Source organism: Thermomonospora umbrina, assembly GCF_003386555.1.
Taxonomy (GTDB): Bacteria; Actinomycetota; Actinomycetes; order Streptosporangiales; family Streptosporangiaceae; genus Thermomonospora; species Thermomonospora umbrina.
In genome coordinates, this window is the sequence record NZ_QTTT01000001.1 from 165540 (window position 1) to 180012 (window position 14473).

The 14473-nt window shown below is 74.6% G+C and carries 11 protein-coding genes; 6 read left to right on the forward strand and 5 right to left on the reverse strand.

Annotation, left to right across the window (positions count from 1 at the left end; all coding sequences use genetic code 11):
• Nucleotide 1: 1 nt before the first annotated feature.
• From DFJ69_RS00850 to DFJ69_RS00870, 5 genes are read right to left on the reverse strand one after another with little or no spacing between them, the layout of a single operon-like run.
• Nucleotides 2-949: an ABC transporter permease gene (locus DFJ69_RS00850; protein WP_245973902.1), complete on the reverse strand. Its 948-nt coding sequence runs from the start codon at nucleotides 947-949 to the stop codon at nucleotides 2-4.
• Complete coding sequence (locus tag DFJ69_RS00855; RefSeq protein ID WP_116020696.1) at nucleotides 946-2613, reverse strand: ABC transporter substrate-binding protein; 1668 nt, start codon at nucleotides 2611-2613, stop codon at nucleotides 946-948. The genes DFJ69_RS00850 and DFJ69_RS00855 overlap by 4 nt, the downstream gene beginning before the upstream one ends.
• A gap of 52 nt (nucleotides 2614-2665) precedes the next feature.
• Nucleotides 2666-3328 (reverse strand): HAD-IA family hydrolase, encoded by a 663-nt coding sequence (locus tag DFJ69_RS00860; protein WP_211328464.1) that lies wholly within the window; start codon nucleotides 3326-3328, stop codon nucleotides 2666-2668.
• On the reverse strand, nucleotides 3318-4415 hold the full coding sequence (locus DFJ69_RS00865; RefSeq protein ID WP_211328465.1) for a Gfo/Idh/MocA family protein: 1098 nt from the start codon (nucleotides 4413-4415) through the stop codon (nucleotides 3318-3320). Before DFJ69_RS00865 ends, DFJ69_RS00860 begins: the two co-directional genes overlap by 11 nt.
• Complete coding sequence (locus tag DFJ69_RS00870; protein WP_116020698.1) at nucleotides 4412-5575, reverse strand: DegT/DnrJ/EryC1/StrS family aminotransferase; 1164 nt, start codon at nucleotides 5573-5575, stop codon at nucleotides 4412-4414. Before DFJ69_RS00870 ends, DFJ69_RS00865 begins: the two co-directional genes overlap by 4 nt.
• 154 nt (nucleotides 5576-5729) lie before the next feature.
• On the opposite strand from DFJ69_RS00870, the gene DFJ69_RS00875 reads away from it, so the two are divergent.
• The 6 genes from DFJ69_RS00875 to DFJ69_RS00900 all read left to right on the forward strand — a co-directional run bounded on the left by DFJ69_RS00875 (nucleotide 5730) and on the right by DFJ69_RS00900 (nucleotide 14437).
• Nucleotides 5730-6164 (forward strand): type II 3-dehydroquinate dehydratase, encoded by a 435-nt coding sequence (locus DFJ69_RS00875; protein ID WP_116020699.1) that lies wholly within the window; start codon nucleotides 5730-5732, stop codon nucleotides 6162-6164.
• 34 nt (nucleotides 6165-6198) lie between these two features.
• Entirely contained in the window at nucleotides 6199-7080 is an 882-nt protein-coding gene (locus DFJ69_RS00880) for an ROK family protein (protein WP_281275941.1), read from the forward strand.
• Nucleotides 7077-8105, forward strand: coding sequence for a 3-dehydroquinate synthase family protein (locus DFJ69_RS00885; RefSeq protein WP_116020701.1), 1029 nt, complete (start codon nucleotides 7077-7079; stop codon nucleotides 8103-8105). The genes DFJ69_RS00880 and DFJ69_RS00885 overlap by 4 nt, the downstream gene beginning before the upstream one ends.
• A 1-nt stretch (nucleotide 8106) precedes the next feature.
• Complete coding sequence (locus DFJ69_RS00890; RefSeq protein WP_116020702.1) at nucleotides 8107-8919, forward strand: shikimate dehydrogenase family protein; 813 nt, start codon at nucleotides 8107-8109, stop codon at nucleotides 8917-8919.
• Nucleotides 8920-9040: 121 nt separating this feature from the next.
• Nucleotides 9041-11749: an AAA family ATPase gene (locus tag DFJ69_RS00895; RefSeq protein WP_211328466.1), complete on the forward strand. Its 2709-nt coding sequence runs from the start codon at nucleotides 9041-9043 to the stop codon at nucleotides 11747-11749.
• A gap of 123 nt (nucleotides 11750-11872) precedes the next feature.
• Nucleotides 11873-14437 carry an ATP-binding protein gene (locus DFJ69_RS00900; protein ID WP_116020704.1) on the forward strand — a complete coding sequence of 855 codons (2565 nt, stop codon included), beginning with the start codon at nucleotides 11873-11875 and terminating at the stop codon, nucleotides 14435-14437.
• The last annotated feature ends 36 nt before the right edge of the window (nucleotides 14438-14473 follow it).

Sequence of the window (14473 nt, forward strand, 5' to 3'; positions counted from 1 at the left end):
GTCACCGGGCACCTCGCAGCCGTGGGTCGATGACCAGGTAGAGCAGGTCGAGCGCGATGTTGACCAGCACGTACAGCGTGGCGGTCACCAGGACGACGCCCATCACCACCGGAAGGTCCTTGCTCTCGACGGCGCCGACGACGAGCCGCCCGATCCCCTCCCGGGAGAAGATCTGCTCGGTGACGACCATCCCGCCCAACAGCGCGCCGAACAGCCATCCGGCCAGCGTCACCACCGGGAGCAGGGCGTGCCGCAGGGCGTGCCGGAGCCGCACGCCGCCGTCGGACATGCCGCGCGACCGCGCCGTCAGCACGAACGGCTGCTCCAGCGCCCGTTCCAGCCCCTCGCGCATGACCTGCGTGAGCAGCGCCCCCACCGGGATCGCGATGGCGCAGGCCGGAAGCACCAGGCCGCTGGGCCCGGACCCGCCCGTCGCGGGGAACCAGCCGAGCTGGAACGAGAACACCGTCAGCAGCAGGATGCCCGCCCAGAAGCCGGGCACCGACACGCCGACCAGCTCGATGCCCGAGGACAGCGCGCGGACCCGGCGGCCCCGGCGCGCGGTCAGCAGCGCCAGAACCGTCGCGACGAGCAGCGCCAGCGCGATCCCGGCGGTGGTGAGCCGGAGCGAGGCGGCCAACTGCGAGCCGATCGCCTCGCCGACCGTCTGGTCCAGCCGGTAGGAGCGGCCGAGGTCGCCGTGCAGGATCCGGTTCAGGAACGTCCCGTACTGGGCGAGCACCGGCCGGTCGAGGCCGTACTCGGCGATGATCTGGGCGCGGACCTCGGGGGTGACGTCGTTGGTCCCGACGATCGAGTCGACCACCTCGCCGGGGACGGCCTGGAGCGCGGCGAACGATGCCGTCACCGCGCCCCACAGCACCAGGACCGAGGCTCCGAGGCGCACCAGCACGGCGCGGACGACCCGCGCCGAGGGCCGGCGCTTCACTTACCCGTCTTCCAGGAGTCGTAGAAGGTCGGGAACGCCTGCGCCTCCCAGGAGATGCCGCCGACGGTCTTGGCGAAGCCGACCAGGTAGGTGGGGGTGTAGATGGGGACCACCGCGGCGTCCTCGGTCACCTTCTTCTGCACCTTCGCGTACAGCTCGGCGCGTGCGGCCTGGTCGTTGGTGTCCAGCGCCCGGGCGAGCCAGCCGTCCACGTCCTTGTCGGAGTAGCGGGCGATGTTCTGGGTCAGCCTGGTGCCGTCGGAGATGCTGCCGGTGTCGAACAGGTTGCGCAGCGCGTCGGCGTCGGCGCGCTGCCAACTGATGGCGGCGACGTCGTAGTCGCCCTTGCCGAAGCGGGCGATGTACTCGTTCACCGTGCCCCGGTCGATCTGCAGGTCGAAGCCGATCTTCTTGGCCTCGGCCTGGATCTGCTCGGCGAGGGTGCCGCGCTGCTCCCGGTCGATGGTCCGCACGCTGAGCATGTGGACGGTCAGCCGCTCGCCGTCCTTGGTGCGGTAGCCCTCGGCGTCGCGGCCGGTCCAGCCGGCCTCGTCCAGCAGTCTCCCGGCGGCGGTCGCGTCGTACCTCCACAGGGTCTCGGTGGTCTTGTCGTAGCCGAGGGTGCTGGGCGACAGCGGGCTCGACGCGGCCTGGTAGGCGCCGAAGTACAGCTTGCCGACGACGGTCTTGTAGTCGACGCCGTCACGGAACGCGCGGCGGACGCGCACGTCCGAGAACGGGCCCTTGGTCGTGTTGGGGTAGTAGTTGTAGTTGCCGCCGGGGGCCTGCCGCTTGTCGTACTTGAGCTTCGGGTTGCGCTCCAGCAGTTTGAGGCTCGACGGCGGCACGCTCGCGATGGCGTCCACCTGGCCGCTGTTGAGCGCGCCGAACCGCACCGAGTCGGTGTTGAGGAGCTTGAACTCCAGCCGCTCCAGGTGCGCGGGCCCGGTGTGCGCCGCGTTGGCGGGCCCCCACCTGTAGTCGGGGTTGCGCTTGTAGACGATGCCCTGCCGGGGGGTGTACTTGTCGATGACGAACGGGCCGGACCCGACGATCTGCCGCGCGAGCGCGTCGGGGCCCTTCTTGAGCTGGGCGGGCGACTGGATGCCGAAGAACACGGTGGACACCGCCGCCAGGAACGGCGCGTGCGGCTTGGAGAACGTCACCTTCGCGGTGTGCGCGTCGACGACCTCGGTGCCCTGGTACGGCTTGATCTGACCGGCGGCCATCTGCGACTTGGTGGCCGGGTCGACGATGTGGTCGAGGTTGGCCTTGACGGCCGCCGCGTCGAACGGGGTGCCGTCGCTGAACCTCACCCCCTGCCGCAGCTTGAAGGTGTACGTCTTGCGGTCGTCGGATACCTCCCAGGACGTCGCGAGCCAGGGGTGGAGCCCGCCCCGGGCGTCGAGCGCCACCAGCGAGTCGAGGACGGGCCGGGCCCACAGCGCCGCGATGTCCTGGGGGCTCTTGTGCGGGTCGAGGTCGAGCGGCTCGCCGTCGACGCCGTACACGAGCGTGCCGCCCTCGACGGGGCGTCCGGCGTCGGCGGCGGCGTCGTCGCCGGAGCCGCCGCACCCGGTGAGGGCCAGCACGAGCACGAGCGCGCCGGCCGACAGGATGCCGGGGATCACCGGTCTGCGCGTCATGAACAGCGTCGGGGCCATGCCTCGCGCCTCCTTATTTCTCGAGTCTGTTGGTAGGAATAGTAGGTTTTGCTCAGCCGGACACGGCGGTGCGCCACAGCGCCGGCAGGTCGGACGGCCGCCGCAGCACCGCGTCCGGGTACTCGGCCAGCAGGACGGCCTCGTCGTCCACGCCCCACAGGGCCGCCACGGCGGTCACCCCGGCGCCCCGGGCGCTCGCCAGGTCGGTGACCGCGTCACCGACCATCAGCGTCCGCTTCGCCGGGACGTCGAGCAGTTCCAGCGCCCGCAGCACGATGTCGGGCGCGGGCTTGGGCCGGGCGATCTCGTCCGAGCCGATCACGTGCGCGAACCGGTCGATCAGGCCCAGCCGGTCCAGCAGGGACCGGGCGCGCGGCCCGCTCTTGCCGGTCGCCACCGCCAGCCGCACCCCCTCCCGGCCCAGGTCGGCCAGCAGTTCCGGCACGCCGTCGAAGACGGTCACCCGGTCTGCGAGCCGGTGGCTCTCCCGGACGAAGGGCTCCTCCATCTCCAGGGGAAGCCCCATGATCCGCATGATGTCCGGGAAATAGCGGCCGAGATGACGGCTGTACTCCTCGAACGGGGCGGGTCCGCCGTCCACGACCTCGGCGTAGGCGAGCGCGAACGCCTCGCGCATCACCCCGAAGCTGTCCACCAGCACCCCGTCGAGGTCGAAGACGACCGCCTCCGGCGTGAGTTCGGGTTCAGGCGACACCCCGCACCTCCGGGACCGGGACCGCCCGACGGGCGGAGTCGTAGAGCCGCTCGATGACCGCGATCGTCTGGCGGGCGCCGCCGATCGCCGCGCCCCGGCCCGCGGTGTCGGCGAGCAGCGCGGGCAGGTCGTCGAGCTGCCGGGCATACTCCACGCCGACCGGGTCCTCCGGCAGCGGCACCGGCTGCGTCACCCCGTGCCGCGTCCGCGTCAGCACCGACGCGGCCTGCCGGTTGGAGCTGAAGCCGAACGTGCACGTCAGCTCGGCCGTCCCGGACAGGCCCTCCACGGTGAAGCGGGTCACGTCGCGGGCCTCGTGGGAGGCCCAGCTCGCGCGCAGCGACACCGAGACGCCGTCCTCGGTCACCAGGAAGCCCCGCGCGGTGTCCTCCACGTCGCCGGTGCCCGGGCGGTCCGCGTCCGCGTCGCCGCGCCATCCCGCCCGCAGGTGGCCCGCGTTGACGAAGTCCGCCGAGACCGCGCCGGCGACCTGCTCGAACGCGGCCGTGCCCAACATCGGCCCGACCGTGTCGAGCAGGTGCCAGCCGAGGTCGACCAGCGCCCCGCCGCCCGACCGGCTCCGGTCGGTGAACCAGCCGCCCGCGCCGGGCACGCCGCGCGCCCGCACCCACGCCACGTCCACGTGCCGGATCGGGCCCAGCTCCGCGGCGAGCGCGTACAGGGCCCGGACGTCGGCGCGGTACGGGGCGGCGCTCCCCGCCAGCAGCACCGCGCCGCCGGCGCGTTCGGCGGTCGAGAGCCGATCGGCCTCGGCCACGGTCAGGCACACCGGCTTCTCCACGAAGACCGGCACGCCGCGTTCCAGCAGCCGCGCCGCGATGGGGGCGTGCAGATGGTTGGGCGCCGCGACCACGGCGAGGTCCACCTCGCCGCGCTCCAACTCGTCGAGGTCGGCCAGGACGCGCGGCACGCCCCTGCCGGCGACTGTGCCGCGCGCCGCCGGGTCGGGATCGACGGCGGCCACCACCCGGTACGCGGGGTGGCCGATCAGCCGGGGCAGCCAGATCGAGCGGCCCGCCCAGCCGCAGCCCACCAGCGCGGTCCGGACCTGCTCCCCGCCGCTCACACCGTCTCCAGGGCCGCGGCGACGATGTCCGGGATGCGCCGGACCTGGTCCTCGTCGGCCAACAGGGTGCGGTGATGCAACCAGACGCCCTCCGTGGTGAGCGCCTCACTATTGGGGCAACGCTGCGCCAGGGCCTCCACGGTGGTGTCCGGCGCGCCGGTCTCCCAGAAGCCGGCGGTCCGATAGACGGCGCGGAAGACCACGAACGCGGGCAGCCCGCGGCGCACCAGCTCGTCCACCAGGGCGTTGCGCCGTTCCTCGGTGATGCCCGGCACTCGGAACATCGCCATGTAGTGCGGGACGCGCGTGGCCCGGGGGTCGCGGCCCTGCGGCACCACGCCCGGGATCTCGGCGAGGAGCGCGCGCAGGATCGGCGCGCGCTCCTCCCGGAGGGAGACCTGCTCGTCCAGACGCCCGAGCTGGGCGCGCAGCACGCTCGCGGTGAACTCGTTCATCCGGAAGTTCGAGCCGGAGGTCTCGTGGAAGTACCCGCGGTCCGACGGCGGCCGGCCGCAACTGTGCCGCAGGAAGCCCTGGTCCCATCCCTCCCGATCGGGGAAGATCACCAGGCCGCCCTCGCCGGCGGTCATCAACTTGCCGTTCTGGAAGCTGAACGCGGCGACCGAGCCCAGCTCCCCCACCTTGCGTCCCGTCCACTCCGCGCCGTGCGCGTGCGCGGCGTCCTGCACGATCGGGACGCCGCTGTCGGCGGACAGCTTGTCGAGCGCGTCCATGTCGGCGAAGTGCCCGGCCATGTGCACGGGCATGATCGCCTTGGTGCGCGGGGTGATCGCCGCCGCCGTCGCGGCCACGTCGATGCAGTAGGTGTCACGGTCCACGTCGACCGGCACCGCCGTCGCGCCGAGCCGCTGCGCCGCCTGTGAGGACGAGATGAACGTGAACGCCGGGACGATCACCTCGTCGCCCGGCCCGACCCCCGCCACCTGGAGGGCCAACTCGAGGGCGTGCGTGCCGTTGGTGACCGCGAGCGCGTATCCGCCGCCGTGGTGGGCCGCGAACTCCCGCTCGAATCCGTCCACCTCGCCGCCGCCGATGCGCCACCACTGTCCCTGCTCCAGCGCGCGCAGCAGACCGGTCCGTTCCTCGTCTCCGTACCGGGGCCATTCGGGGAGAACCGGAGGCGTGCCTGCAGTCGTCATAATCCCTCTTCCGTCAGCGAAACCGCCATCGGAACGCTAATGAGACCGACGGCGGATCATCACCCCTGACGACCCCCCTATATCCCCCTTGTCCTCGAGCCGCGCGATCTCCGCCGCTATCGGGTGCGGGCGTCGTCTTGTTATAACCGGAGCCGTGTCCGAACTGCTTTTGTTGAACGGCCCGAATCTCGGAATTCTCGGCCGCCGCGAACCGGAGATCTACGGCACCGCCACGCTCGCCGACATCGAGAAGTCCGTCGCGGCGGAGGTCGCCCCGCGCAACTGGCGCGTGGTCCCGGTGCAGCGCGAGTCCGAGGGCGAGCTGATCCACGCGATCCAGGACCACCACGACTCGGTCGGCGCGATCGTCAATCCCGGCGCGCTGATGATCGCCGGGTGGAGTCTGCGGGACGCGCTCGCCGCCTACCCGCGGCCCTGGATGGAGGTGCACCTGTCGAACGTGTGGGCCCGCGAGGCGTTCCGGCACGAGTCGGTGCTGGCGCCGCTGGCCGCCGGCGTGATCGTCGGGCTGGGCGCGCTCGGCTACGTCCTGGCCGCCCGCGCGCTGCTGGAAGTCGTTCCGGACTGACCGGGGAGTCGTCATCAACCTGCTGGGCATCGACATCGGCGGCACCAAGGTCGCGCTGCGGGCCGAGAGCGACGGGACGCAGGTCGAGCAGACCTCGTTCCGGTGGCCGTCGCCGCCCGATCGCGCGGCGGACCGGGAGGCGCTGCGCGCGCACGTCGCGGAGGTGCGGGCGCGGTGGGGGGCTCGTCACAGCGGGCCGTTCGACGCGGTGGGGGTGGCGGTGCCCGCCGCGCTCGACGACTCCGGCCGCGTCGTGGCCTGGCCGGGGCGGCCGGCCTGGGTCGGGCTCGACCTGGGCGGGCTGCTGCGGGAGCTGTTCCCCGACGCGGCGGTCCGCTGGGGGGACGACGGCGACCTGGCCGCCGTGGCCGAGGCCGACGGCGCCGGGCACCGGAACCTGGTCTATCTCGGCGTCGGCACCGGGGTCGGCGGCGGGATCGTGGTGGCGGGCCGTCCCGTGCCCGGTCCCGGCCGGGGCTCCGCCGAGCTGGGGCACGTGATCGTCGACCGCTCCGGGCCGCGCTGTGACTGTGGCCGGGACGGATGCGTGCAGGCGGCGGCGTCGGGTCCGGCGACCCTGCGCCGGGCCGCCCTGCTGTACGGCGGCCCGGTGCGGTACGAGGAGCTGCGGGACGCGCTGGCCGCCGGGCGGAGCTGGGCGGTGTCGGCCGTGGAGGAGGGCTGCGCGGTGTTGGCGGCGGCCGCGGTCGGCGTGGCCGAACTGGTCCGGCCCGACGCGGTCGTGATCGGCGGCGGCTTCGCCGACGGCCTGCCGGGATTCGTTCCGCGCGTCGCGGCGCACGTGCGCCGCCTGGCGCGGGCGGGCGCGCCGGCGCCGCCGGTCGAACGGGCGCGGCTCGGCGGGCTGTCGTCGTTGCAGGGGGCCGTTCTGTTGGCGAAGGGAGAGATCGGGTGACGATCCATGAGGTCGAGGTCGATCTGGGCGAGCGCGCGTACGCCGTCCGGATCGGGCCGGGCGTGCGGCGCACGCTCCCGGAGGTCGTCGCCGGGCTGGGCGCCCGCCGCGTCGCCGTGGTGACGGCGCGGCCCCCGGAGTGGACGCCCGACCCGGGCGTGGATTCCATGGTGATCCCCGCCAAGGACGGCGAACGGGACAAGACGCTGTCGTGGGTGGAGGAGCTGTGCCGCCGGTTCGCCGCGTTCGGGCTGACCCGCTCGGACGCGGTCGTGTCGTGCGGCGGCGGGACGACCACCGACGCGGTCGGTCTGGCCGCCGCGCTCTACCACCGGGGCGTGCCCGTCGTCCACCTGCCGACCTCGCTCCTCGCGCAGGTGGACGCAAGCGTGGGCGGCAAGACGGCGGTGAACCTCCCCGAGGGCAAGAACCTCGTCGGCGCGTACTGGCAGCCCGCCGCCGTGCTCTGCGACACCGACCACCTGCGGACCCTCCCGCGGCGGGAGGTGATCAACGGGTACGGGGAGATCGCGCGCTGCCACTTCATCGGGGCGGGCGACCTGCGCGGGCTGTCCCTCGCCGAGCAGATCGCCGCGAGCGTGGCGCTCAAGGCGTCGATCGTGGCGGCCGACGAACGCGACGCGGACCGCCGCCACGTCCTCAACTACGGGCACACGCTGGGCCACGCCCTCGAACGCGCCACCGGGTTCCGGCTGCGGCACGGCGAGGGCGTGGCGGTCGGGACGGTGTTCGCCGGGCGGCTCGCGGGCAGGCTGGGCCGGATCGACGCGGCCCGGGTCGACGAGCACCACGAGGTCGTCGCCGGCTACGGCCTGCCGACCCGCCTGCCCGCCGGGGTCACCGCCGACGAGCTGGTCGCCCTCATGCGGCTGGACAAGAAGCGGCGGACCGGGGACGGCCTGACCTTCGTCCTGGACGGCCCCGACGGCGTGGAGCTCGTGCCGGAGGTCCCGGTGCCCGTCGTGGCGTCCGTCCTGGCGGCGATGCCGAGGGAGGGCGGCTGAGATGACCCGGTCCATCGGCGGCGCGACCCGCCTGTTCGCGGTGCTCGGCGACCCGGTGGCCCAAGTGCGCGCGCCGGCGCTGGTCAACCCGCTGTTCGCGGAGCTGGGGCTGGACGCCGTCCTGGTCCCGGCGCACGTCCGGCCCGCCGACCTCGCCGCGGTCGTGCGGGGACTGGAGGCCGTCGGCAACCTCGACGGGCTGCTGATCACCGTTCCGCACAAGTTCACGGTCTGCGGGCTGGCGGCCGAGCTGGGGCGGGGCGCCGAGCTGGCCGGCAGCGCCAACGCGCTGCGCCGTCGGCCGGGCGGCGGGTGGTTCGCCGACAACTTCGACGGCGCGGGGTTCGTCGCGGGCCTGGAGCACGCCGGGCACCCGGTGGCGGGCCGCCGGTTCCTGCTGGCGGGCGCGGGCGGCGCGGGGACGGCCATCGCGGTCGCGCTACTGGAGGCGGGCGCCGAACGCCTGACCGTCCGCGAACCCGACGTCGCGCGGCTCGACCGACTGGTGGGTCGGTTGGAGCGGCACTGGCCGGGCCGTGCGCGGGGTTCGGCCGTCCCGCCGCCGGGCGACGCGGACGTGGTGGACGTGGTGGACGTGGTGGTGAACGCCACGCCGTTGGGGCTGCGCGCCGACGATCCGATGCCGTTCGCCCCCGCCGAGCTGCCACCGGGATGTGTCGTCGCGGACATCATCATGTCACCCCCCGACACCCCGCTGCTGGTGGCGGCGGCCGGTCTGGGGCATCCCGTCCACCACGGCCGGCACATGCTCGACCAGCAGTTGGACCTGTATCGGGACTTCTTCGGACTCTGACCGCGACGGCCCGCGCCGCCTCTCGATCGGTCCGCGATTCCCGGCCGATGGGCGGTCCGCATCGAAGGTGGACGACGGCTCCGTGCATTCCTTTCGGATGGAGAACGCTGGAGGGGGAAGAGTGCCGACACTGTTGGAACGAGACGAGCACCTGCACCATCTGGAACGTCTTCTCGCCGACTGCAGGGCGCGGCGCGGCCGTACGGTCCTGCTGGACGGGCCGATCGGCAGCGGCCGAACCGCACTGTTGCGCGCCTGCGCCGAACGCGCGCGGCGGATGGGGTTCACGACGCTCGACGCCGACTGCGCCCCGGCCGAACGCGCCCTGCCGTTCGGCGTGGTGAACCAACTGCTGGCGGAGGGGCTGGTCGAGCGGACACCGCTCACCCGCGCCCCCGACGCCGCGGAGGACGTGCGCGCCCACGCGGAGCTGGCGACGGCGTTCGCCCGGCTGGCCGACCATCGGCCGCTCATGATCGGTGTGGACGGTCTGCGCCACGCCGACGACGAGTCCCTGCGCCTGCTGCTGTTCCTGGCCCGGCGGCTGCGGTCGGCGCCCGTTCTGCTCGTGATGACGGACGGCCCGACGGCGACCGGCGGGCGGCAACGGCTCCTCGCCGACCTGTGCCGGCTGCCGCACGTGCGGCGGTTGACGCTCGCCCCGCTCTCGGCCGCCGGGACCGCGCGACTGGTCGCGGACCGACTCGGCGCGCAGGCGGTGCCCCGTCTGGCCGCCGATCTGCACGAGCACAGCGGCGGCAGCCCGCTGCTGCTGGAGGCGTTGATCGAGGATGAACGCACCCCGGGCGGCCGGAGCCTCTCGCCGGCGGTGCAGAACCTTCTCCACGGGGGCGAGCCCGCGCATCTGCGGACCGCGCGGGCCCTGGCCGTTCTGGGCGACGACGCCGACGCGGCCGATCTGGCGCGGTTGGCCGGGGCGGACGGCGCGGACGGGGCCGACGCGCTGAGCGCGTTGCGGGCGGCCGGGCTGCTCGACGGCATGCGGTTCCGTCATCCCGGGGCGCGGGCCGCCGTGCTGGAGGACCTTCCGCCGCGGGATCGTCGGGAGCTCCATCGCCGCGCCGCCGTCCTTCGACAGGAGGCGGCCGCGCCCGCGTCGGTCGTGGCCCGTCACCTGCTCGCCGCCGACCACACGGGCGAGCCGTGGGCCCCCGCCGTGCTCTCGGAGGCGGCCGAGCAGGCCCTGCTGGACGACCGGCCGGACGTGGCGGTCGAGTGCCTGCAAGCGGCCCATCGGGCGCACGGCGACGACCGCGGTCGGGCCGCGATCCGGGCGCGGCTGGCGCAGGCCGAGTGGCAGCTCAACCCGGCCGCCGCCGCCCGGCACCTGACGCCGCTGGTCGCCGCCGTGCGCGCCGACCGGCTCGGCGTGCGGGACGCGACCGTGCTGGTCAAGCATCTGCTGTGGCACGGCAGGGACGCCGAGGCCGCCGAGGTGCTCGCCCGTCTGCGGGCGCACGCCGAGCACGCCCGGGGACGGGACGGCGGCGGGATCCTCGACCTCGAGACGTGGCTCGCCTACCGGCATCCGCCGCTCGCCCGGGACCGGCGCGCCCCCGAGCCGCCCGGCGCCGTGACGGCTCCGCGCATCGATCCGGTGCTCCGGTCGGCGGCGGTCCTGGCCGACGCGCTGGCCCGCAACCGGGCCCACGGCGCGGCCGACCACGCCGAGCGCACGCTGCGCGACCTGGTGCTGCACCGCCGCGACCCGTGGGCGGAGGAGGCGGCGATGACGGCGCTGCAGGTGCTGATCCTCGCCGACCGGCTCGAGACCACCGTGGAGTGGTGCGACCGGCTCACGGCCGAGGCCGAGGCGCGGACACTGCCGACGGTGCGGGCGCTGTTCGCCGCCGCGCGCGCCGAGGTCGCGCTGCGGCTGGGCGATCCGGCGCCGGCCGCCGAGCACGCGCGGGCCGCCCTCACCCATCTGCCGCCGCAGGCGTGGGGCGTGACCGTCGGGCTGCCGTACGGCACGCTCATCCTGGCCGCCACCCGGACGGGCGACCACGACGAGGCCGCGCGACAGCTCGCGCGTCCGATCCCCGACGGGGCGGAGCGGAGCTTCGCCGGGGTGTACCACCGCTATGCCCGGGGCCATCACCGGATGGCGACCGGACATCTCCACGCCGCCATCGCCGACTTCCTGACCTGCGGGGATCTGGTCCGTGACTGGGGCCTGGACGCGGCGGGGCTGATCCCCTGGCGCACGGACGCGGCCGAGGCGTGGGTGCGGCTGGGCCAACGGGAGCAGGCCCGGCGTCTGGTGCGCGAACAGCTCGGGCGGCCGGGCGCGCACGCCTCCCGGGTGCGGGGCCCGGCGCTGAGGGTGCTCGCCTCGGCGGGACCGGCCGACCGCCGTCTCCCGCTGCTGGCCGAGGCGCTCGAACTCGCCGAGGCGTCCGGGGACCGGTACGAACAGGCCCTGGTCCTGGCCGGCCTCGGTCGAGCGCACCTGGCCCGCGGCGGCCGGCGGCGCGCCCGGCTGCTGCTGCGACAGGCGCTGCATCTGGCCGAGGTGGGCGGGATGGCGGCGCTCTCGCGCGACCTGCTGGCGGTGTCGGGCGACCTCGGCGGCCCCGCGACGCCCTCGGCCGGGCCCGCCGGGATCGCCGCGCTGACCGAGTCGGAACGGCGCGTCGCCTCGCTGGCGGTGCTCGGCTACACCAACCGCGAGATCGCCGACCGGTTGTTCGTGACCCCGAGCACCGTCGAGCAGCACCTCACCCGGGTCTATCGGAAGCTGAACGTCAGGGATCGGCGGCAGCTCCCGGCGGACCTGCGGACGACGACCCGATCCCCAGCCGGTTGACCGACGCCGACTTCTCTTTCTCCGTATTACCTACTAAATCAGTAGGTATGGTCGTACACTGCCACCGGGTCTCCCGGCCACGGGTCCCCTGTCCGCTCCCAGCAGTGCTCGAACGGGGGAAGTGTGCGGTTCAACCTGCTCGGTCCGCTCGAGGTGATCAAGGATGACGTCCCCGTCCCGCTCGGCGGCCTGCACCGGCGCGCCGCCCTGGGGCTCCTGCTCCTGCATCCCAACGCGGTCGTCGCCACGGCCGACCTGGTCAGGGCCCTGTGGGACGACGACCCGCCGGCGACGGCCCGCAAGATGGTGCAGAACGCCGTCGCCGCGCTGCGCGACGTCCTCGCCGCCGAGGAACGGGTGTCGCTGCGGACCGTCGCCCCCGGCTACATGCTGCGCCTCGATCCCCACCGGATCGATCTCGCCGACTTCCGGGACCTGGTGAGGGACGGACGCACGGCGTTCCGCGCGGAGGCGTGGGACACGGCGGCCCGGCACCTCCGCGAGGCGCTCGGACTGTGGCGGGGCCCCGTGCTGGCCGACCTCTCCGAGATCGCGGCGGCCTGGCCGGAACCGGCCGCGCTCCAAGAGGAACGGCTCACCGCGCTGGAGGACTGCGCCGAGGCGGAACTCGCCCTCGGCCTCCACCGGGAGCTGCTCGGCGAGCTGGGCGCCGTCGCGGAGGCGGAGCCCGCACGGGAACGGCTGTGCGGCCTGGTGATGCTCGCGCTCTACCGATGCGGGCAGCAGGCGGAGGCCCTCGCCGCCTTCCACCGCACCCGCACCGTGCTGGTGGAGGAGTTCGGCCTGGATCCCGCCCCCGAGCTGCACCGGCTTCAGCGCGCGATCCTCGCCCAGGACCCCGACCTCCTCGTCCCCGCCTCGAAGGCGGCCCCGGCGCCCGCCCCGCCGGCTCCCCCGCGGGAGCGGTCCAAGCGTCCGATGGCGGAACGCAGGCACGCGAGCGTCGTCCTGGTCGAGGCACGGGTGAACGCCGACACCGACGACCCCGAGCGCGTCGACGAGGTGCTGACCGAGGTCGACCGGATCATCGACGCGGAGGCGGCCCACTTCGGCGGGCTCGTCCGCGGACCGCTCGGCCCCTACCGGCTGGTCGTCTTCGGCGTGCCCCGGGCGCACGGCGACGACGCGGCACGCGCGATCGGGGCGGCCCTGGCGATCCGGCGTCGGCTCGGCACGGCGCGCCCCGCCACGGCGCGGCTCGCGGTGGCGACCGGCGAGGTCCTGGCCGTCTACCGGGACGAGCACGACGCCGAGCCCGCCGAACTGACCGGCGCCGTGCTCGACGCCTGCCGCCGGATGCTGGCGCACGCCCGGCCGGACGGCGTCCGCGTCTGCGACCGCACCCGCCGCGCGGCCGGGCGCCCGTTCGGCCGGCGGGCCGGCGATCCGGTGTCGGGTTGGAACGTGACCGACGACCGACCGCCGGCCGTCCCGCCGCCGCCGAACCCGCCGTTCGTCGGCCGGGAGAAGGAGCGGGAACGCCTCTGGGAGCTGCTGGACGAGACCCTCCGCGAACGCAGGTCGCACCTGGTCACCGTCGTCGGCGAGCCGGGCATCGGCAAGAGCCGGCTGGTGAGCGAGTTCGGCAGGGAGGTGCGCGAACGGGTCGGCGCCGTCCGCGTCGTCTCCGGCGACGCCGCCTCCCTGGGGATCGCCCGGCCGGATCCGTGGCGTCCCGGCTGCCCGGCGGACCGGCCGGCGTCGGAGGCAAGCTCCGACGGCGCGTCCGGTCCGGGGCCGCACCGGCTCGACGTGCTCGCGGCGCGCACGCCGCTGGTGGCGGTGGTCGAAGATCTCCACCGCACGCCGGCGGCGTTCCTCGACCTCGTCACCGGCATGCACGAACGGCCGGACCGGGGCCCCCTGCTCGTCATCGCCACCACGCGCCCCGAGCGGCCGATCGACGCGGCCCCGGACGCCTCGGCCATCGTCCTCGGGCCGCTCGCCGACACGGAGATCACCGCGATGGCCGGCACCCTCTCCCCCGACCTGCTGCCGCTGATCGGGGGGAACCCGCTCTTCGCCCAGGAGTACGCGCGACTGCCGCCGCACCGCCCCGCCGGCCCGCCGCCGATACCGCCCCGGGTCCGCGACCTGCTCACGGTAAGGCTCGACGCCCTACCGGTCGCGGAACGGCTCGTGCTCCGCAGCGTGGCGGTCTTCGAACCGGCCGCGTCGGCGGAGGGTGTCGCGGCGGTGTCCGAGCGCTCCGCCGACGACGTGGCCGCACTGCTGGGGATCCTGGAGCGCAAGGGCGTGCTGTGCCGCACCCCGGCGGGCCACGCGTTCCGTCAGGCGCTGCTCCGGGCGGTCGCCTACGCGCAACTGCCGCGCAAGCACCGCATCGTCATGCACCGGAGGGCCGCGGCGTGGATCTCCGGTCTGCCCGCCGATCAGGGCGACCGGCTCGTGCACCACCACCGGCAGATGATCGCCCTGGCCGCGAACGACGACCGATCCATCGCCGTCCTCACCGAGCAGGCCAACCGGGCGCTCACCGACGCGGGACACCGCGCCGGCATGGCCGGCGAGCACCACGTCGCGGCCCGCTGCTACCAGGGCGCGCTGGAACTGTCGCACCCCGCCCCCGTCCCCGATCGGCAGCGGCTGCGTTCGCTCTACCGGCAGAGCCTGCGCCGCGTCGGCTCGGAGGCCCGCGTCCGCTGATCCGAATTACCGGCCGGTTCCCGGGCCGCCTCTAGA